Here is a 13,866-nt window from a genome sequence, read left to right as displayed (position 1 = left end):
GCTGAAGCCACCTCTAAAATCCGCACGTCAGGGCCGCTCCAGAGCCGCAGCGCCCACCCTCTGCCCGTTCGAGGAGCCGCACCTCATGGCCGAACACCCCGCCTACCCCGTAGGCCTCCGCCTCACCGGCCGCAGGGTCGTCGTCCTCGGCGGCGGCCAGGTCGCCCAGCGCCGCCTCCCCGCGCTGATCGCAGCAGGCGCGGACATCCACCTCGTGTCCCCCGAAGCCACCCCCTCCGTCGAGGCGATGGCCGACGCGGGCGAGATCGCCTGGTCGAGGCGCGCCTACGCCGACGGCGACCTCGCGGACGCCTGGTACGCCCTGATCGCCACCGGCGACACGGAGGCCAACGTCCGGGCCTCGGCCGAGGCCGAACGCCACCGCGTCTGGTGCGTCCGCTCCGACGACGCCGACGCGGCCACCGCCTGGACCCCGGCGACCGGCCACAGCGAGGGCGTCACGGTCGCCGTCCTCACCACGGACGCCCGCGGCCGCGACCCCCGCCACACCGCGGCCATCCGCGACGCGGTCGTCGAGGGCCTGCGCGACGGCACCCTCGTCGCCCCCCACCACCGCACCCGGACGTCCGGCGTCGCCCTGGTCGGCGGCGGCCCTGGCGACCCCGACCTGATCACGGTCCGCGGCCGCCGGCTCCTCGCCGAGGCGGACGTCGTCATCGCCGACCGGCTCGGCCCGCGCGACCTCCTCGCCGAACTCCCGCCGCACGTCGAGGTGATCGACGCGGCGAAGATCCCCTACGGCCGTTACATGGCGCAGGAGGCCATCAACAACGCGCTGATCGAGCACGCCAAGCAGGGCAAGTCGGTCGTCCGGCTCAAGGGCGGCGACCCGTATGTGTTCGGCCGTGGCATGGAGGAGCTCCAGGCCCTCGCCGAGGCCGGCATCGCCTGCACGGTCGTCCCGGGCATCTCCAGCTCGATCTCGGTGCCGGGCGCGGCCGGCATCCCGGTCACCCACCGGGGCGTCGCCCACGAGTTCACCGTGGTCAGCGGTCATGTCGCCCCCGACGACGAGCGTTCCCTGGTCGACTGGCCCTCCCTCGCGAAGCTCACCGGCACCCTGGTGATCCTGATGGGCGTCGACAAGATCGGGAAGATCGCCGAGACGCTCGTCGGGCACGGCAAGTCGCCCGACACCCCGGTCGCGCTCGTCCAGGAGGGCACGACGGCCGCCCAGCGCCGGGTCGACGCGACGCTCGCGACGGTCGCCGAGACGGTCCGCGACCAGGAGGTCAGGCCGCCGGCGGTCATCGTCGTCGGCGCGGTCGTCGCCGTCGGCCCGCGGGCGTCCGAGTAACCGCGGGTAACACAACCGTTCCGAGCCGTTGGCACCACACCCAGGACAAGGCAGTATCACCCTGTGGCCGATCTCATCACCGTTGAGGACCCCGACGACCCGCGCCTGCGCGACTACACCGGCCTGACCGACGTCGAGCTGCGCCGCAAGCGCGAGCCCGCCGAGGGCCTGTTCATCGCCGAGGGCGAGAAGGTCATCCGACGGGCCAAGGACGCCGGGTACGAGATGCGCTCGATGCTGCTCTCCGCCAAGTGGGTCGACGTCATGCGCGACGTCATCGACGAGCTCCCGGCACCGGTCTACGCCGTCAGCCCGGAGCTCGCCGAACGCGTCACCGGCTACCACGTCCACCGCGGCGCGCTGGCCTCCATGCAGCGCAAGCCGCTGCCGACCGCCGCCGAACTCCTGCAGACCGCCCGCCGGGTCGTCGTCATGGAGTCGGTCAACGACCACACCAACATCGGCGCGATCTTCCGCTCGGCGGCCGCCCTCGGCATGGACGCCGTCCTGCTCTCCCCGGACTGCGCCGACCCCCTCTACCGCCGCAGCGTGAAGGTCTCGATGGGCGCGGTCTTCTCGGTCCCGTACGCCCGCCTGGACACCTGGCCCAAGAGCCTCGACTCGGTCCGCGAGGCCGGTCTCACCCTCCTCGCCCTCACCCCGGACGAGAAGGCCCGCAGCCTCGACGAGGCGGCCCCGCACCGGATGGACCGCGTGGCCCTCATGCTCGGAGCCGAGGGCGACGGCCTCTCCACCCAGGCGCTGGTCGCCGCCGACGAATGGGTCCGCATCCCGATGTCCCACGGCGTCGACTCCCTCAACGTGGGAGCCGCGGCCGCGGTCGCCTTCTACGCAGTGGCGACGGGCCGCCCACAGCCCTAGGGGCTGTCGGCCTCAACCAGGTCCTGGCCGGCCCTCCGGCCGTACGGGCTGCTGCTCGTGCTGGACGACCTGGCCGTCCCCGCCCAGCCCGCGCGCCGGGCCCTCGCAGCCCTGGACGACGGCGATGCCGAGCGCGACGAACAGCGTCACGACGACGAAGACGAACAGCCGCTGCCGCAGCAGCCGCGGGTTGGCGGGCCGCCGTCCGGTCCCGGTGGTTCTCGGCCCCGGACGCCCACCGCGGGGCGCCGGCCGGCTGCCGGTGCCGGGACGGGTGTTGCGGGTGCCGGGCGCCGGCCGGGCCCCGGACCGCGACGACGAGGCACTGCCGCCCCGGGAGGCGCTCGCCCCGCGCGCGGGCGCCCCGCCCCGGGAGGGAACCGGACCGCGCGAGGACGGCACCCCGTTCCGCGGCGGCGGAGTGCCCGGCCCGTCCGGCCGACGCATGGTGCGTTCCGGGTAACCGGTTTCGGAGAGCCGTCCCGTGGGACGATCGGCCTCCGCAGCCCGCGGGACCGGGGGACGCGAGTCCGCCAGCCCCTGGGCCTCGCGGGTCGCGATCTCCTTCAGCCGCAGGGAGAGATCCAGCGTGCTGGGCCGCTCCTCGGGGTCCTTCGCCAGACAGGCCCGCACCAGCGGCGCCAGCGCGTCCGGCACCCCGTGCAGCTGCGGCTCCTCGTGCACCACCCGGTACAGCATCACCTCGGAACTGCCGTGCCCGAAGGGCGAGTCGGAGGTCGAGGCGTAGGCGAGCGTGGCGCCGAGCGAGAACACGTCGGTGGCCGGGGTGACCAGAGCCCCCCGTACCTGCTCCGGCGCGAGGAACCCGGGGGAGCCGACCGCCGTGCCGACATGCGTCAGCGTGGAGGCGCCCGTCGCCCAGGCGATGCCGAAGTCGATGATCCGCGGGCCCTTGGGAGAGAGCAGGATGTTGGACGGCTTCAGGTCCCGGTGCACGACCCCGGCCTCATGGACGGCGACGAGCCCCTCCGACAGCGCGGCCCCGATCGAGGCGAGCTCGGCGGCCCCGAGCGGCCCGTCGTCGTTGACCTTGTCGTGCAGCGAGGGACCGGGCACGTACTGCGTGGCGAACCACGGCCGGTCGGCGTCCAGATCCGCCGCGACCAGCCGCGCCGTGCACCCGCCCCGGATCCGCCGGGCGGCCGACACCTCGCGCGCGAACCGCGACCGGAACTCCTGGTCCTCCGCCAGATCGGGCCGGATCACCTTCAGCGCGACCCGCTGCCCCTTCTTGTCGGACCCCAGATAGACGACGCCCATCCCGCCCGCGCCGAGCCGTCGGTGAAGCCTGAACGAGCCGACGACGCGCGGGTCCTCGCGCCTCAGGCGCATCATCGCCATGTTCATCCCCGCTGCCCGGTCCGTGTGACGTGGCACAGCTTACGTTTCCACGGCCGTTCGCGCGCAGAGGCCGCGCCCTCTCGTACCGATCGATTGTCAGTGCCCGGTGGGAGACTTGAAGGGTGGTCAGGAGGCCTGCGAACAGGCGTGCTTTGGCGGCTTTGTGACCTCAACCACCTGTCACAGAAGGGGGATTGAACCCGTGAAGGGTGACCGCGTGGAGATAGTCGTCGACGCCGGCGACACGACCCGCACCTACGAGGTGACGGCGAGCAGAGCAGGCCGCCGAGTGGAGTCGGCGGTACGGAGAGGGGTGGTGGAAGTGAGCGAAGTCACCAGAACCGGCACGCCGGTCCGTACGGCCCGTTTCATGGCGAACAGGGTCCTCGCCCTGGTCGAGCACCCCGTCCCGCGCGAGGACAGCTCGGAGAAACCGGCCCGGACCGGACACCCCTTCCGGGAAGACCCCGAGACCTAGGACTTCGTCTCCACCCAGGGGAGTACTCCGCAGGTCATGGCTCATCCTCCGGGAGGCCCGGCAATCGGTACGAGGGCATGACGTCCCGCGCCCGCCGCACGCCTAGATTTGAGGTCAAGCGGCGGGTGCAGCACTCGTCCCCCGAGGTCAGACACCCGCCGCTGCCAAAGACAACTGATCAGGTCAGGAGAGGGACCATGGCCCTTACGGCACCGCGGACGACGATCCGCACGCAGGGACGCACCACGTACTCCCGCCGCACGGGCCGCCGCCACCCCCTGGTGGCGACCTTGATGGCCCTTCCCCTGGCGGTCCTGCTCCTCGTCGTCTTCGACGGCTGGGAGACAGTGGCCACACAGGCGTCGTCCGTGGGAGTGATGCTGGGGCGCTGAGCGGCGACCCCAGGCCCGGAAGAGCGGTCCGGGCGGGGACATCCACCCATGAAACCCCGTGGGGACGGGGGTGCGGCGGACGGCAAAAAATGCAGGCGCAGCTGGGGAGCTGCGCCTGCATTGCTTTTCCCCGGCGGACGGCCCCGGCGACCCCCTGCGTACCCTCGCGAGGAGACCCGCACGCCGCCGCCCAGGGAGCCCCGTGACCGCACACCCCCTGCTCACCGAGCTCGCCTTCCGCGCCGGAGCCCAGGCCCATGACTCCGCCGCGGCCTGCTCCTGCGGCGCGGTCACCCTCGCGGACCGCCCCGACGCCACCGTCGTCCGGCACGCCGACACCGTCGCGAAGGCCCACGCCCCCGACACCGACCCGGCCGACCTCGCCCCGCGCCTCGTCACCGCCGTCCGCCTCCCCGAAGTCCTTCTGCCGCCGCTCACACCGGCGCCGACCCGGCTGCACGGTCGTCTGGTGACCTTCTGGCCGTACGGCGCCCCGGTGGACCCGGACGACCCGGACGCGGCCCCCTGGGAAGCCGCGGCCACCCTGCTCGCCCGTCTCCACCGCACCCCCGCCCCGACCGCGCTCCCCCCGATGCGCGGCCCCGCCAAGGCCGCCCACGCAGTGGCCCGACTGGGCGCCACCGGCTCGCATCCGGCCGTCGCGCCCGTCCTGAGCGCCTGGCGCGCGCTCCCCGCCTGGGCCCGCGCCGAGGCCCCCATGCCCGACGCCGTCACGCTCTGCCACGGCGACCTCCACCTCGGCCAGCTCGTCCGCCATCCCGCCCCCGACGGCCCCTGGCGGCTGATCGACGTCGACGATCTCGGCGTCGGCGTCCCGGCCTGGGACCTCGCCCGCCCCGCCGCCTGGTACGCCTGCGGTCTGCTCCCGCCCGAGGAGTGGACCCGCTTCCTGGCCGCCTACCGGGCCGCGGGCGGCCCCGCCGTCCCCGCGGCCGGCGACCCCTGGCCCGCCCTGGACGTACCGGCGCGCGCACTCACCGTGCAAGGGGCGGCACGTGCTGTCACCAAGTCGGTCGCGGAGGACCGGGCGTTGGACGAGGTCGAGCAGTGCCTGGTCGACGCCTGTGCCCGAATGGGTTCTGTCCCCCCGCAGTTCGCGGCAAGCTTCGCGAAGTAGGGTGCAACCGACCGCAGCCGGACAGTGTCTGTCCTGGCGGTACGCGAAACAGCACCGACCGGCGAGGAGTTGAGCCGAACCATGCAGTGCCCGAAGTGTCACGCTCCGATGCACACCTACAACCGCAACGGCGTCCAGATTGAGCAGTGCAGCAACTGCCGTGGGATATTCCTCGACTACGGCGAGCTGGAGGCGCTGACCCGCCTGGAGGGCCAGTGGAGCCAGCAGGCCCCGCCGCCCCCGGCCGCCCCGCAGGCGTACCCGGCCGCCCCGGTCGCTCCCGCCTGGGGCGCCCCGCACGGCGGGCACCACGGGGGCCACGGCAGCCACCACCGCAACAAGAGCTTCGGCCGCATGCTGTTCTCCAGCTGACCGGACAGCCTGACCGGGCAACGGAAGAGCCCCCGACCGCGAAGGCGGCCGGGGGCTCTCGGCGTGTGGACGATACTGGGATTGAACCAGTGACCTCTTCCGTGTCAGGGAAGCGCTCTCCCGCTGAGCTAATCGTCCGGGAGGGGGTGGTGCGTGCTGCGTGCGCGATACTGGGATTGAACCAGTGACCTCTTCCGTGTCAGGGAAGCGCTCTCCCGCTGAGCTAATCGCGCGGGGACCCGATGAAACGGATCAGTGGACGATACTGGGATTGAACCAGTGACCTCTTCCGTGTCAGGGAAGCGCTCTCCCGCTGAGCTAATCGTCCTTGGAGGTGGAGACGGGATTTGAACCCGTGTAGACGGCTTTGCAGGCCGTTGCCTCGCCTCTCGGCCACTCCACCAGGAGTGCGGGGGTTCGGGAAGATCCCCCACTTCCTGCGAGCGGACGACCAGGTTCGAACTGGCGACCTCAACCTTGGCAAGGTTGCGCTCTACCAACTGAGCTACGTCCGCTTGTCGGTTCCGCTCGGCTTGCGCGTCGCGGCGACGTGTTGAACTCTAGCGGATTCCCCGGCCAGCACAAAAACGCGTTTGTGCAGCGTGCTGCGCTGCGTCCGCTCGCGGACCTGGTCAGGCCCCCTGGCCGGGACATTGCGGGACATGCCCCCGTCACCCCCGGGACACCCGCCATAGACTCGACAACGTGCCCGACCTCCCACCTCTCGCCCGTTTCGGCGCCCGCGTCGCCACCGGCCTCCTCGATGTGACCAGCGATCCCGCGGCCCTCGACGGCGCCGGTTTCTGGGCCGTCTGCGCCGACTTCGAGGGCCGCCTGGTGTGCGCCCGCTTCGCCGATGTACGCGAGGAGCCCGTGCCCGCTCCGGCGCCGGGGGCCTGGCGGGGGCCGGCGGCCGGTGACTGGACGTCGTCCCTCGACCGCGCCGCGTACACGGCGGGTGTCCGCCGCATCCGCGAGCACATCGCGGCCGGCGAGGTGTATCAGGCCAATCTCTGCCGCGTGCTGACCGCACCCGTGGCGGCCGACGCCGACATGGACGCGCTGACCGCCCTGCTGGCCCGGGGCAACCCGGCACCCTTTGCAGGAACGATTCGTCTCCCGGCTCACGGCATAGAGACGGCCACCGCTTCCCCCGAACTCTTCCTCCGTCGCGAGGGGCGGACCGTCGAGTCCGGGCCCATCAAGGGCACCGGGCGCACGGAGGCGGACCTCCTCGACAAGGACTACGCCGAGAACGTGATGATCGTGGACCTCGTCCGCAACGATCTCGGACGGGTCTGCGCCACCGGCAGCGTGAGCGTCCCCGACCTCTGCGCCGTCGAGAAGCACCCGGGTCTGGTCCACCTCGTCTCCACGGTCCGCGGCGAACTTCCCGACGGCGCCGGCTGGCCGGAACTGCTCGACGCCGCCTTCCCGCCCGGCTCGGTCACCGGCGCCCCCAAGTCCAGCGCCCTGCGGATCATCGAGGCCCTGGAGACAGCGCCGCGCGGCCCGTACTGCGGAGGCATCGGCTGGGTCGACGCCGACCGGGGCACGGGCGAGCTGGCCGTCGGCATACGCACCTTCTGGATCGACCGCGCCGACACGGGCGCCGCCGTGCTGCGCTTCGGCACCGGCGCGGGCATCACCTGGGGCTCCGACCCCGAGGCCGAGTGGGCGGAGACCGAGCTGAAGGCCTCCCGACTGCTCGCGGTAGCGTCGGGAGCGTACGAAGTCACGGCCTCGTACCAGGCCGAGGGAGAGGGACTGACGTGAAGATCTGGCTCGACGGCGGGCTGCAGGACACCGAGTCCGCCCGTGTCTCCGTCTTCGACCACGGACTCACCGTGGGCGACGGCATCTTCGAGACGGTGAAGGCGACGGACGGCCGCACGTTCGCGCTCACCCGCCATCTCGACCGGCTGACCCGCTCCGCGCGCGGCCTCGGCCTGCCCGACCCCGACCACGACGAGGTCCGCCGCGCCTGCGCCGCCGTCCTCGAGGCCAACCCGATGCCGCTCGGCCGCCTGCGCATCACCTACACCGGAGGCTACGGCCCCCTCGGCTCCGACCGCGGCGAACACGGGCCCACCCTCGTCGTCGCCCTCGGCGAGACCACCCGGCGCGCCGACTCCACGGCCGTCATCACGGTCCCGTGGACCCGCAACGAACGGGGCGCGCTCACCGGCCTGAAGACGACCTCGTACGCCGAGAACGTCGTCGCCCTGGCCCGCGCCCACGAACACGGCGCCAGCGAGGCGCTGTTCGGCAACACGGTCGGGCAGCTCTGCGAGGGCACCGGCTCGAACGTGTTCGTCGTCCTGGACGGCGAGATCCACACCCCGCCGCCGGCCTCCGGCTGCCTCGCGGGCATCACGCGCGCGCTGGCCGTCGAGTGGACCGGCGCCCGGGAGACCGACCTGCCGCTGGACGTGCTGGAGCGGGCCGAGGAGGTCTTCCTCACCTCCACCCTGCGCGACGTCCAGGCCGTCCACCGGGTCGACGACCGCGAACTCCCGGGCACACCGGGGCCGGTGACCGCCAAGGCGATGCGGATCTTCGACGAGCGCGCCGGGAACGATCTGGACCCGTAATACCAGGGAGCCATTGCCGAGAGCCCGGGAAAACGGGCTGACTTCGGCCCGTACGGCGGGTAGAAAGCCCCTGATGACCACGACCCTGCGGCCCACCGAGCCGCTCCAGCGCGCCGCCGACGGAGCCCTGTCCCGCCACTACCGCGTGTGCGTGAACAGTCGCCCCGTCGGCGCGGTCCGCCTCTCCACCGATCCCGTCCTCGGGCCCGCCTTCGCCCACCTCGACGATCTGCACATCGAGGAGCCGGACCGCGGCCGGGGCCGGGGCACGGTGGCCGCGCTCGCTGCCGAGGAGGTGGCCCGGGGCTGGGGCTGCAAGCAGATCGAGATCAGGGTGCCGGGCCGGGCCGAACCGGCCCTGCGGCTCGCCACGGCCCTCGGCTACGTCCACCGCAACCGCGGGATGGAGAAGCAGCTCGACGCCGAGCCGCCCGCCCTGCCCGAAGGCAGCCGCGGCCGCCCCCTGACGGAGGCCGAGTTCGGCCCGTGGAAAGAGGTCCACCTTGCGGGATACGCCCAGGTCTGGATCGAACGCGGCGTCCCTGAGGCGAGCGCCCGGGACAAGGCCCGGGAGGACTACGCGCGCTTGCTCCCCCAGGGCCTGACGACGGACGACACGACGATCAGCGTCCTCGAACACGAGGGCGTTGCGGTCGGCACCCTGTGGCTCGCCCGCAGGGGCGACGCGGGGTTCGTCTACAACGTCGAGACCTACGACGAGCATCGCGGCCGGGGACACGGCCGCTCCCTGATGCTGCTGGCGGAGGCCCAGACGGTGGCCGCGGGCAGACGGGTGCTGGGCCTGAACGTCTTCGCGGACAACACACCTGCCGAGCGGCTCTACGAGTCACTGGGGTACGTGCCGGTGGGCTACTCGATGTACAAGAACCTGCTCTGAGTCCAGGTCTGCGGAGCCCGTCGGTTCACCCCTGTTCGGCCAGCAGCCGGTCGGCGATCTCCTCGATGCGCTCGCGCAGCCCCTCCTGGCTCTTGCCGCCGTCGAGGCGCTCGCCGTCGATGACATAGGTCGGGGTGCCGGTGACGCCGATCGCCTTGCCCTCGGCCTGGTCCGCGTCCACGATCAGGATGTGCCGGCCGTCGATCAGGGCGGTGTCGAACTCCTCGGCGTCGAGCCCGAGTTCGCCGGCGATCTCCACCAGGAAGGGTTCTCCCTTACGGCCCAGCTCCTCGACCCGGCCCAGCACGGCCTCGACGTACGGCCACCCCTTGCCCTGCTCCAGGGCCTCCTCGGCGGCCTGCGCGGCGGCGAAGGCGTGGCTGTGCTTCTCCAGCGGGAAGTGCCGCAGCCGCAGCTCCAGCCGGTCGCCGTAGCGCTCACGCAGGGCGCGCAGGTCGTGCAGGGCGCCACGGCAGTCCGGGCACTGCAGCTCGCACCAGATGTCGAGGACGACGGCGGGACGGGTGGGGGAGGAGGGGGACGAGTCGCTCATGACGTCAGTCTTCCAGTCCCCGCCCGACCGCCCCAATCCGGACGGCGCCGACCGCACCCCGAGAGGAGGTCGCGGGCGACCCCGAGGGACACGTTCGTGCGGCACCTGCGGAGGAGCCGACCCGGAGATGTCCCTGATGTCCGCCCGGAGCATGGCCCGCGAGCGGTGTGCAGGTGCAGGATGGAAGGGACGAAGCGTGCGCCTGACGGCTGTGGCGCCGAGTCGGTCGGAATCCTGCCCGAGACAGCCACGCCTGGAGGAACCGGATGATTGCCGAGACCGTCTGTTCCGCCGTCGCCGCGGCGGGCCTGGGCATCGCGGTGGTCACGGCCTACCGCAAGCGCTTCCTGGCGGCCGCCCGCATCGCCGCCTACGCCCTCGTGCCGCTCGGCCTCGTGATGACCGGCGTCGTCGAATGGCTCGCCGACACCGCGTTCAGTCCCACGGCCTGGGCGGGCTTCGTCGTGCTCGGCGGGGCTTGGGCCCTCTTCGCCACCACCCGCGCCGTGGAGCGTCGCCGCGGCGGCACCCGCAGGGAACGCAAGGCCGCGGCCCGCGCGGCACGGTCCGAAGCAGTGGCCCCCACCGCCTCGGCGCCCTCCCTGGGCCAGGCCTCCCGCCCGGCGTCCCGCCCCGCTGCCGCGCCCCGGGCGACCGGCGGCTCCGAAGACTTCAGCGACATCGAGGCCATCCTCAAGAAGCACGGGATATGAGACGCGGCTCGTGAGGCGCGGCGGGTGACACGGGCCGGGTGAGGCGGCCTGGGATTGAAACGACACAGTCGGCCTGCCCGTGTGCGGAAGTGATCACGGCCTGAAACCGACGTCACGGAATCCGGCGAACACCCGCTCATTCCGTGCGTGTTGATCGCGCGAGGGGTGTCACCTGCGTCATCATCGCCCGCGAGATGCTGGACACGACACAGAGCGACGCCGCGCCGCCCAAGGACGAGCCGCGCGGATGCCTCTTCGCCCTTTCCCAGCCACCGCTGATGATCTTCCTTGCGGTGATCGGGTGTCTGCTGCTCATGGCTTCACTGCATGATCTGCTGTTGCTATGAGCCTTACCCGCGGTCCCCGGCGTCACCCGCCGGGGCCGCGCCGGCATCGAGAACTCCGAGAGGCTCCGAGGGCCGCGTTGATCTCCGAGGGGGGAGGTGGGCCGAGGTGTGCTCCGGTGGGGCCGTTCGGGAGCGAGGCAGCCCTGCATGCGGACGCGTCCCTGAGCCGGTGCCCGCGCGGCCCGCGGCGGGCTGTGGTGGTGGGCCCGGGCGAGTTTGCGCCGAACCGAGGAATCGATCGAGGGAGACGCGCGAAACGGACGGCGCCGGGCGGAGACCCGCCGGGACGGGGCGGCACGTCAGCCCGCGGCCTCCTTGCGGCGTGCTCGGTAGGCGGCCACGTGCAGGCGGTTGCCGCAGGTGCGGCTGTCGCAGTACCGGCGGGACCGGTTGCGGGAGAGGTCGACGAAGGCGCGTCGGCAGTCCGGGGCCTCACAGCGCCGCAGCCGCTCCTCCTCCCCGGCGACCACGAAGAACGCCAGCGCCATCCCGCAGTCGGCCGCCAGGTGGTCGGCGACGGACGCGCCGGGCGCGAAGTAGTGCACATGCCAGTCGTAGCCGTCGTGATCGGTGAGACGCGGGGTCGTGCCCGCGGCGGCGACCAGCTCGTTGATCAGAGCGGCGGCCGTCCTGGGTTCCGACGCCGCGAAGATCCTGGCGAACCGCCCACGGACCTTGCGCACCGCGGACAGGTCGAACTCGGACAGCACACCGACGTCACTGATTTCGTGCTTTCGTACGAAATCCGCGAGGGTGGCGACATCCGGCAGCGCGTCCGGAGTCGTGTCGTCCTCCGGTGCGGTGTTCACCAGATCCACCACGGCATCGAGCGCACACCGGGTGTCGTGGGTGATCAGCACATTTCGCTCCCTGGCCTGGGGGTCGGGCGGGCACCCGCCGATGCTGGCCGATGGTAGCCGCACCGGGCGGTCGAACCTTGTCCGATCGTGCCCCGGATTCCATGGGCAGGGGAAGCCGGAACGCCGAGGAGGCCCCGCCCGCGCGGCGCTGGACGCGGCCTGGAGGGCCCGCGCGCACGTCGGTGCCTCGCAGGAGCCAGTGGCGCGCCGACGCCGTGCCACGGGAACCCATGGCACGGCGTCGGCGCATCCCTATTCGGTTGTCGTGGCCCGAGCCGTCTCCCCGAGTGGACGGCGCCGGGCGGCTCGGTGTGAGCCTCGCCCTAGCTTTCCGCCAGGATGTGCGAGAGCTCTTGATCGAGATCGAAGTGCCGGTGTTCCGTGCCCGGGGGCACGGCTGCGTCCGTTCGCTTCAGGAAGGACTCCAGGGCCCGCGCAGGGGCCTCGAGCAGAGCTTCCCCCTCCGGGGAGCTCAGGGCGATGCAGACGACGCCCTGACCGTGGCTGCGCGACGGCCAGACACGGACGTCGCCGGTGCCCGTCGGCCGGTGCAGGCCTTCGGCGAGGAGGTCGCGGGCGAACACCCACTCGACGGTCTCTTCGGCTCCGGTGTGGAAGGTGGCGTGCACGGCGTAGGGGTCGGCCGTGTCGTACCGCAGGCCTGCGGGGACAGGCAGGGAGGACTCGCTCGACACAACGAGGCGCAGGTGCAGCTCGCAGCTGACCGTGGTGTTCATAAGCGCCAGGGCCTTTCGCTCAGTGTGCGCTCGGGGATTCGCACGTCGGCGAAATCGACATGCCACCTACGGTGCCGTTGTAAACCCCTCTGAGTGTTTTGCGTGCCTTTACGTAACTCTTCCGGCCGAGGGTGCGTTCGCGAAGTACCACCATTCCGGTGACCGGAATCTCTCGGGTAGGGTTTGGCTGTATGAATACGGGGAGTGACGAGGTCGGCGAGGCGGCAGTGGCGGCGGACGGGTCGAAGCCGGGTGGTGCGGCGGAGGAGCAGCAGGGCCAGGGGCTCGGCTCCAGAGCGCCCGAATTCGTCAAGGCGCGCCGCGCGCTGCATCTGAGCTGGCAGGTCGGCGTCTTCGTGATCGGCCTCGCCGTGGTGGGCGCCGGCATCGTCATGCTGCCGCTGCCCGGTCCGGGCTGGGTCGTGATCTTCGGAGGCATGGCGATCTGGGCGACCGAGTTCGTCTGGGCCCAGCTGGCGCTCCGCTGGACCAAGCGCAAGGTCACCGAGGCGGCCCAGCGGGCCCTCGACCCGAAGGTGCGGCGTCGCAACATCATCCTGACCTCGATCGGCCTGGTGATCATCGGCGTTCTCTTGGGTGTCTACCTGTGGAAGTTCGGCCTCGAGATGCCCTGGAACATCAAGGACCAGTGATCCGCCGCGGCGGGGTCTGGGGCGGTCGGCCGTGGTCACAGCCACCCCCTGACATGGGGTAATGTTCTTCCTGCGTCCGGGCGATTAGCTCAGTGGGAGAGCGCTTCGTTCACACCGAAGAGGTCACTGGTTCGAACCCAGTATCGCCCACCCCGAAACGCCGGCCCGTCTGCGAAACCGCAGACGGGCCGATGTCGTTCATGCGACCACCACAAGCCCGGCCCCTGACGCATACGGCGCGTGACGAACGCGGCCTCCGATGCCCGCGGCACGCAACGAACTCGGCTCCCGACGCGTACGGCATGCGACAAGCCTGGCCTCCGATGCCAGCGGCACGCGACGAACTCGGCCTTCGATGCCCGCGGCACTCAACGAACCCAGCCTCCGATACCTGCGGCAGGCAACGAACTCGGCCCCCTATGCCTGCGGCCTGCGACGAACTCAGCTTCCGATGCCTGCGGCCTGCGACGAGCTCAGCTTCCGATGCCTGCGGCCTGCGACGAGCTCAGCTTCCGATGCCTGCGGCCTGCGACGAGCTCAGCTTCCGATGCCTGCGGCCTGCGACGAAC

At 71.9% G+C, this 13,866-nt stretch carries 16 protein-coding genes and 6 tRNA genes; 13 read left to right on the top strand and 9 right to left on the bottom strand.

The window, feature by feature from the left end; genetic code table 11:
* The first annotated feature begins 85 nt into the window (after positions 1 to 85).
* The gene (cobA, locus tag ACWD4O_RS18330) at positions 86 to 1,318 is read left to right on the top strand and encodes a uroporphyrinogen-III C-methyltransferase (RefSeq protein WP_451280929.1); all 1,233 of its coding nucleotides are present in this window, start codon (positions 86 to 88) and stop codon (positions 1,316 to 1,318) included.
* 63 nt (positions 1,319 to 1,381) lie between these two features.
* A complete protein-coding gene (locus tag ACWD4O_RS18325) occupies positions 1,382 to 2,200 on the top strand; it encodes a TrmH family RNA methyltransferase (RefSeq protein WP_358807416.1) in 819 nt (272 codons plus the stop codon).
* Positions 2,201 to 2,212: 12 nt separating this feature from the next.
* Here the strand turns inward: ACWD4O_RS18325 and ACWD4O_RS18320 are convergent, their stop codons facing one another.
* Complete coding sequence (locus tag ACWD4O_RS18320; RefSeq protein ID WP_451281326.1) at positions 2,213 to 3,568, bottom strand: protein kinase domain-containing protein; 1,356 nt, start codon at positions 3,566 to 3,568, stop codon at positions 2,213 to 2,215.
* A gap of 196 nt (positions 3,569 to 3,764) precedes the next feature.
* Between ACWD4O_RS18320 and ACWD4O_RS18315 the strand changes: the two genes are divergently transcribed.
* The 4 genes from ACWD4O_RS18315 (at position 3,765) to ACWD4O_RS18300 (ending at position 5,942) form a co-directional block, all read left to right on the top strand.
* Positions 3,765 to 4,040 carry a hypothetical protein gene (locus tag ACWD4O_RS18315; RefSeq protein WP_351907959.1) on the top strand — a complete coding sequence of 92 codons (276 nt, stop codon included), beginning with the start codon at positions 3,765 to 3,767 and terminating at the stop codon, positions 4,038 to 4,040.
* Between the two features lie 197 nt (positions 4,041 to 4,237).
* Positions 4,238 to 4,432: a hypothetical protein gene (locus ACWD4O_RS18310; protein ID WP_351907957.1), complete on the top strand. Its 195-nt coding sequence runs from the start codon at positions 4,238 to 4,240 to the stop codon at positions 4,430 to 4,432.
* A 202-nt stretch (positions 4,433 to 4,634) separates the two neighbouring features.
* Positions 4,635 to 5,570, top strand: coding sequence for a phosphotransferase family protein (locus ACWD4O_RS18305; RefSeq protein ID WP_451280926.1), 936 nt, complete (start codon positions 4,635 to 4,637; stop codon positions 5,568 to 5,570).
* Positions 5,571 to 5,651: 81 nt separating this feature from the next.
* On the top strand, positions 5,652 to 5,942 hold the full coding sequence (locus ACWD4O_RS18300; RefSeq protein WP_451280924.1) for a TFIIB-type zinc ribbon-containing protein: 291 nt from the start codon (positions 5,652 to 5,654) through the stop codon (positions 5,940 to 5,942).
* A 66-nt stretch (positions 5,943 to 6,008) separates the two neighbouring features.
* On the opposite strand, the gene ACWD4O_RS18295 is transcribed toward ACWD4O_RS18300, so the two are convergent.
* The 5 genes from ACWD4O_RS18295 to ACWD4O_RS18275 form a co-directional block, all read right to left on the bottom strand.
* Positions 6,009 to 6,080, bottom strand: a tRNA-Val gene (locus ACWD4O_RS18295).
* A gap of 23 nt (positions 6,081 to 6,103) precedes the next feature.
* Positions 6,104 to 6,175 (bottom strand) — tRNA-Val (locus ACWD4O_RS18290).
* A gap of 23 nt (positions 6,176 to 6,198) precedes the next feature.
* Positions 6,199 to 6,270 (bottom strand) — tRNA-Val (locus tag ACWD4O_RS18285).
* 1 nt (position 6,271) lies between these two features.
* Positions 6,272 to 6,345, bottom strand: a tRNA-Cys gene (locus ACWD4O_RS18280).
* Between the two features lie 39 nt (positions 6,346 to 6,384).
* Positions 6,385 to 6,457: transfer RNA gene (locus ACWD4O_RS18275), tRNA-Gly, on the bottom strand.
* A gap of 190 nt (positions 6,458 to 6,647) precedes the next feature.
* Between ACWD4O_RS18275 and ACWD4O_RS18270 the strand changes: the two genes are divergently transcribed.
* From ACWD4O_RS18270 to ACWD4O_RS18260, 3 genes are all read left to right on the top strand, one after another.
* Entirely contained in the window at positions 6,648 to 7,718 is a 1,071-nt protein-coding gene (locus ACWD4O_RS18270) for a chorismate-binding protein (protein WP_451280922.1), read from the top strand.
* Positions 7,715 to 8,536, top strand: a complete 822-nt coding sequence (locus ACWD4O_RS18265; protein ID WP_451280920.1) for an aminotransferase class IV — start codon at positions 7,715 to 7,717, stop codon at positions 8,534 to 8,536. Before ACWD4O_RS18270 ends, ACWD4O_RS18265 begins: the two co-directional genes overlap by 4 nt.
* Before the next feature lie 73 nt (positions 8,537 to 8,609).
* Positions 8,610 to 9,434: a GNAT family N-acetyltransferase gene (locus tag ACWD4O_RS18260; protein ID WP_451280918.1), complete on the top strand. Its 825-nt coding sequence runs from the start codon at positions 8,610 to 8,612 to the stop codon at positions 9,432 to 9,434.
* Between the two features lie 25 nt (positions 9,435 to 9,459).
* Here ACWD4O_RS18260 and ACWD4O_RS18255 read toward each other — a convergent pair whose 3' ends face one another.
* On the bottom strand, positions 9,460 to 9,987 hold the full coding sequence (locus ACWD4O_RS18255) for a DsbA family protein (protein WP_451280916.1): 528 nt from the start codon (positions 9,985 to 9,987) through the stop codon (positions 9,460 to 9,462).
* A gap of 266 nt (positions 9,988 to 10,253) precedes the next feature.
* Here ACWD4O_RS18255 and ACWD4O_RS18250 point away from each other — a divergent pair, with 266 nt between their 5' ends.
* The gene (locus ACWD4O_RS18250; RefSeq protein ID WP_451280914.1) at positions 10,254 to 10,700 is read left to right on the top strand and encodes a hypothetical protein; all 447 of its coding nucleotides are present in this window, start codon (positions 10,254 to 10,256) and stop codon (positions 10,698 to 10,700) included.
* Positions 10,701 to 10,843: 143 nt separating this feature from the next.
* Positions 10,844 to 11,047 (top strand): hypothetical protein, encoded by a 204-nt coding sequence (locus ACWD4O_RS18245; RefSeq protein ID WP_093774321.1) that lies wholly within the window; start codon positions 10,844 to 10,846, stop codon positions 11,045 to 11,047.
* Between the two features lie 299 nt (positions 11,048 to 11,346).
* Here ACWD4O_RS18245 and ACWD4O_RS18240 read toward each other — a convergent pair whose 3' ends face one another.
* Both ACWD4O_RS18240 and ACWD4O_RS18235 read right to left on the bottom strand, forming a co-directional pair.
* Positions 11,347 to 11,907, bottom strand: a complete 561-nt coding sequence (locus tag ACWD4O_RS18240; RefSeq protein ID WP_451280912.1) for a CGNR zinc finger domain-containing protein — start codon at positions 11,905 to 11,907, stop codon at positions 11,347 to 11,349.
* A 323-nt stretch (positions 11,908 to 12,230) separates the two neighbouring features.
* The gene (locus ACWD4O_RS18235; RefSeq protein WP_004002642.1) at positions 12,231 to 12,644 is read right to left on the bottom strand and encodes an SsgA family sporulation/cell division regulator; all 414 of its coding nucleotides are present in this window, start codon (positions 12,642 to 12,644) and stop codon (positions 12,231 to 12,233) included.
* A gap of 191 nt (positions 12,645 to 12,835) precedes the next feature.
* Between ACWD4O_RS18235 and ACWD4O_RS18230 the strand changes: the two genes are divergently transcribed.
* Together ACWD4O_RS18230 and ACWD4O_RS18225 are read left to right on the top strand one after the other, a co-directional pair.
* Positions 12,836 to 13,297 carry a TIGR02611 family protein gene (locus ACWD4O_RS18230; protein ID WP_451280910.1) on the top strand — a complete coding sequence of 154 codons (462 nt, stop codon included), beginning with the start codon at positions 12,836 to 12,838 and terminating at the stop codon, positions 13,295 to 13,297.
* A 78-nt stretch (positions 13,298 to 13,375) separates the two neighbouring features.
* A tRNA-Val gene (locus ACWD4O_RS18225) sits at positions 13,376 to 13,447 on the top strand.
* The last annotated feature ends 419 nt before the right edge of the window (positions 13,448 to 13,866 follow it).

The sequence above is a fragment of the Streptomyces sp. NPDC002623 genome, from assembly GCF_053592635.1.
Note: the sequence above shows the minus strand (reverse complement) of the source record. Positions and strands in the feature narration are given on the sequence as shown.

Coding starts and splice junctions, on each gene's coding strand:
- cobA (WP_451280929.1), top strand. CDS start 86: ATGGCCGAACACCCCGCCTACCCCGTAGGCCTCCGCCTCACCGGCCGC.
- ACWD4O_RS18320 (WP_451281326.1), bottom strand. CDS start 3,568: ATGAACATGGCGATGATGCGCCTGAGGCGCGAGGACCCGCGCGTCGTC.
- ACWD4O_RS18310 (WP_351907957.1), top strand. CDS start 4,238: ATGGCCCTTACGGCACCGCGGACGACGATCCGCACGCAGGGACGCACC.
- ACWD4O_RS18300 (WP_451280924.1), top strand. CDS start 5,652: ATGCAGTGCCCGAAGTGTCACGCTCCGATGCACACCTACAACCGCAAC.
- ACWD4O_RS18260 (WP_451280918.1), top strand. CDS start 8,610: ATGACCACGACCCTGCGGCCCACCGAGCCGCTCCAGCGCGCCGCCGAC.
- ACWD4O_RS18255 (WP_451280916.1), bottom strand. CDS start 9,987: ATGAGCGACTCGTCCCCCTCCTCCCCCACCCGTCCCGCCGTCGTCCTC.
- ACWD4O_RS18250 (WP_451280914.1), top strand. CDS start 10,254: ATGATTGCCGAGACCGTCTGTTCCGCCGTCGCCGCGGCGGGCCTGGGC.
- ACWD4O_RS18235 (WP_004002642.1), bottom strand. CDS start 12,644: ATGAACACCACGGTCAGCTGCGAGCTGCACCTGCGCCTCGTTGTGTCG.
- ACWD4O_RS18230 (WP_451280910.1), top strand. CDS start 12,836: ATGAATACGGGGAGTGACGAGGTCGGCGAGGCGGCAGTGGCGGCGGAC.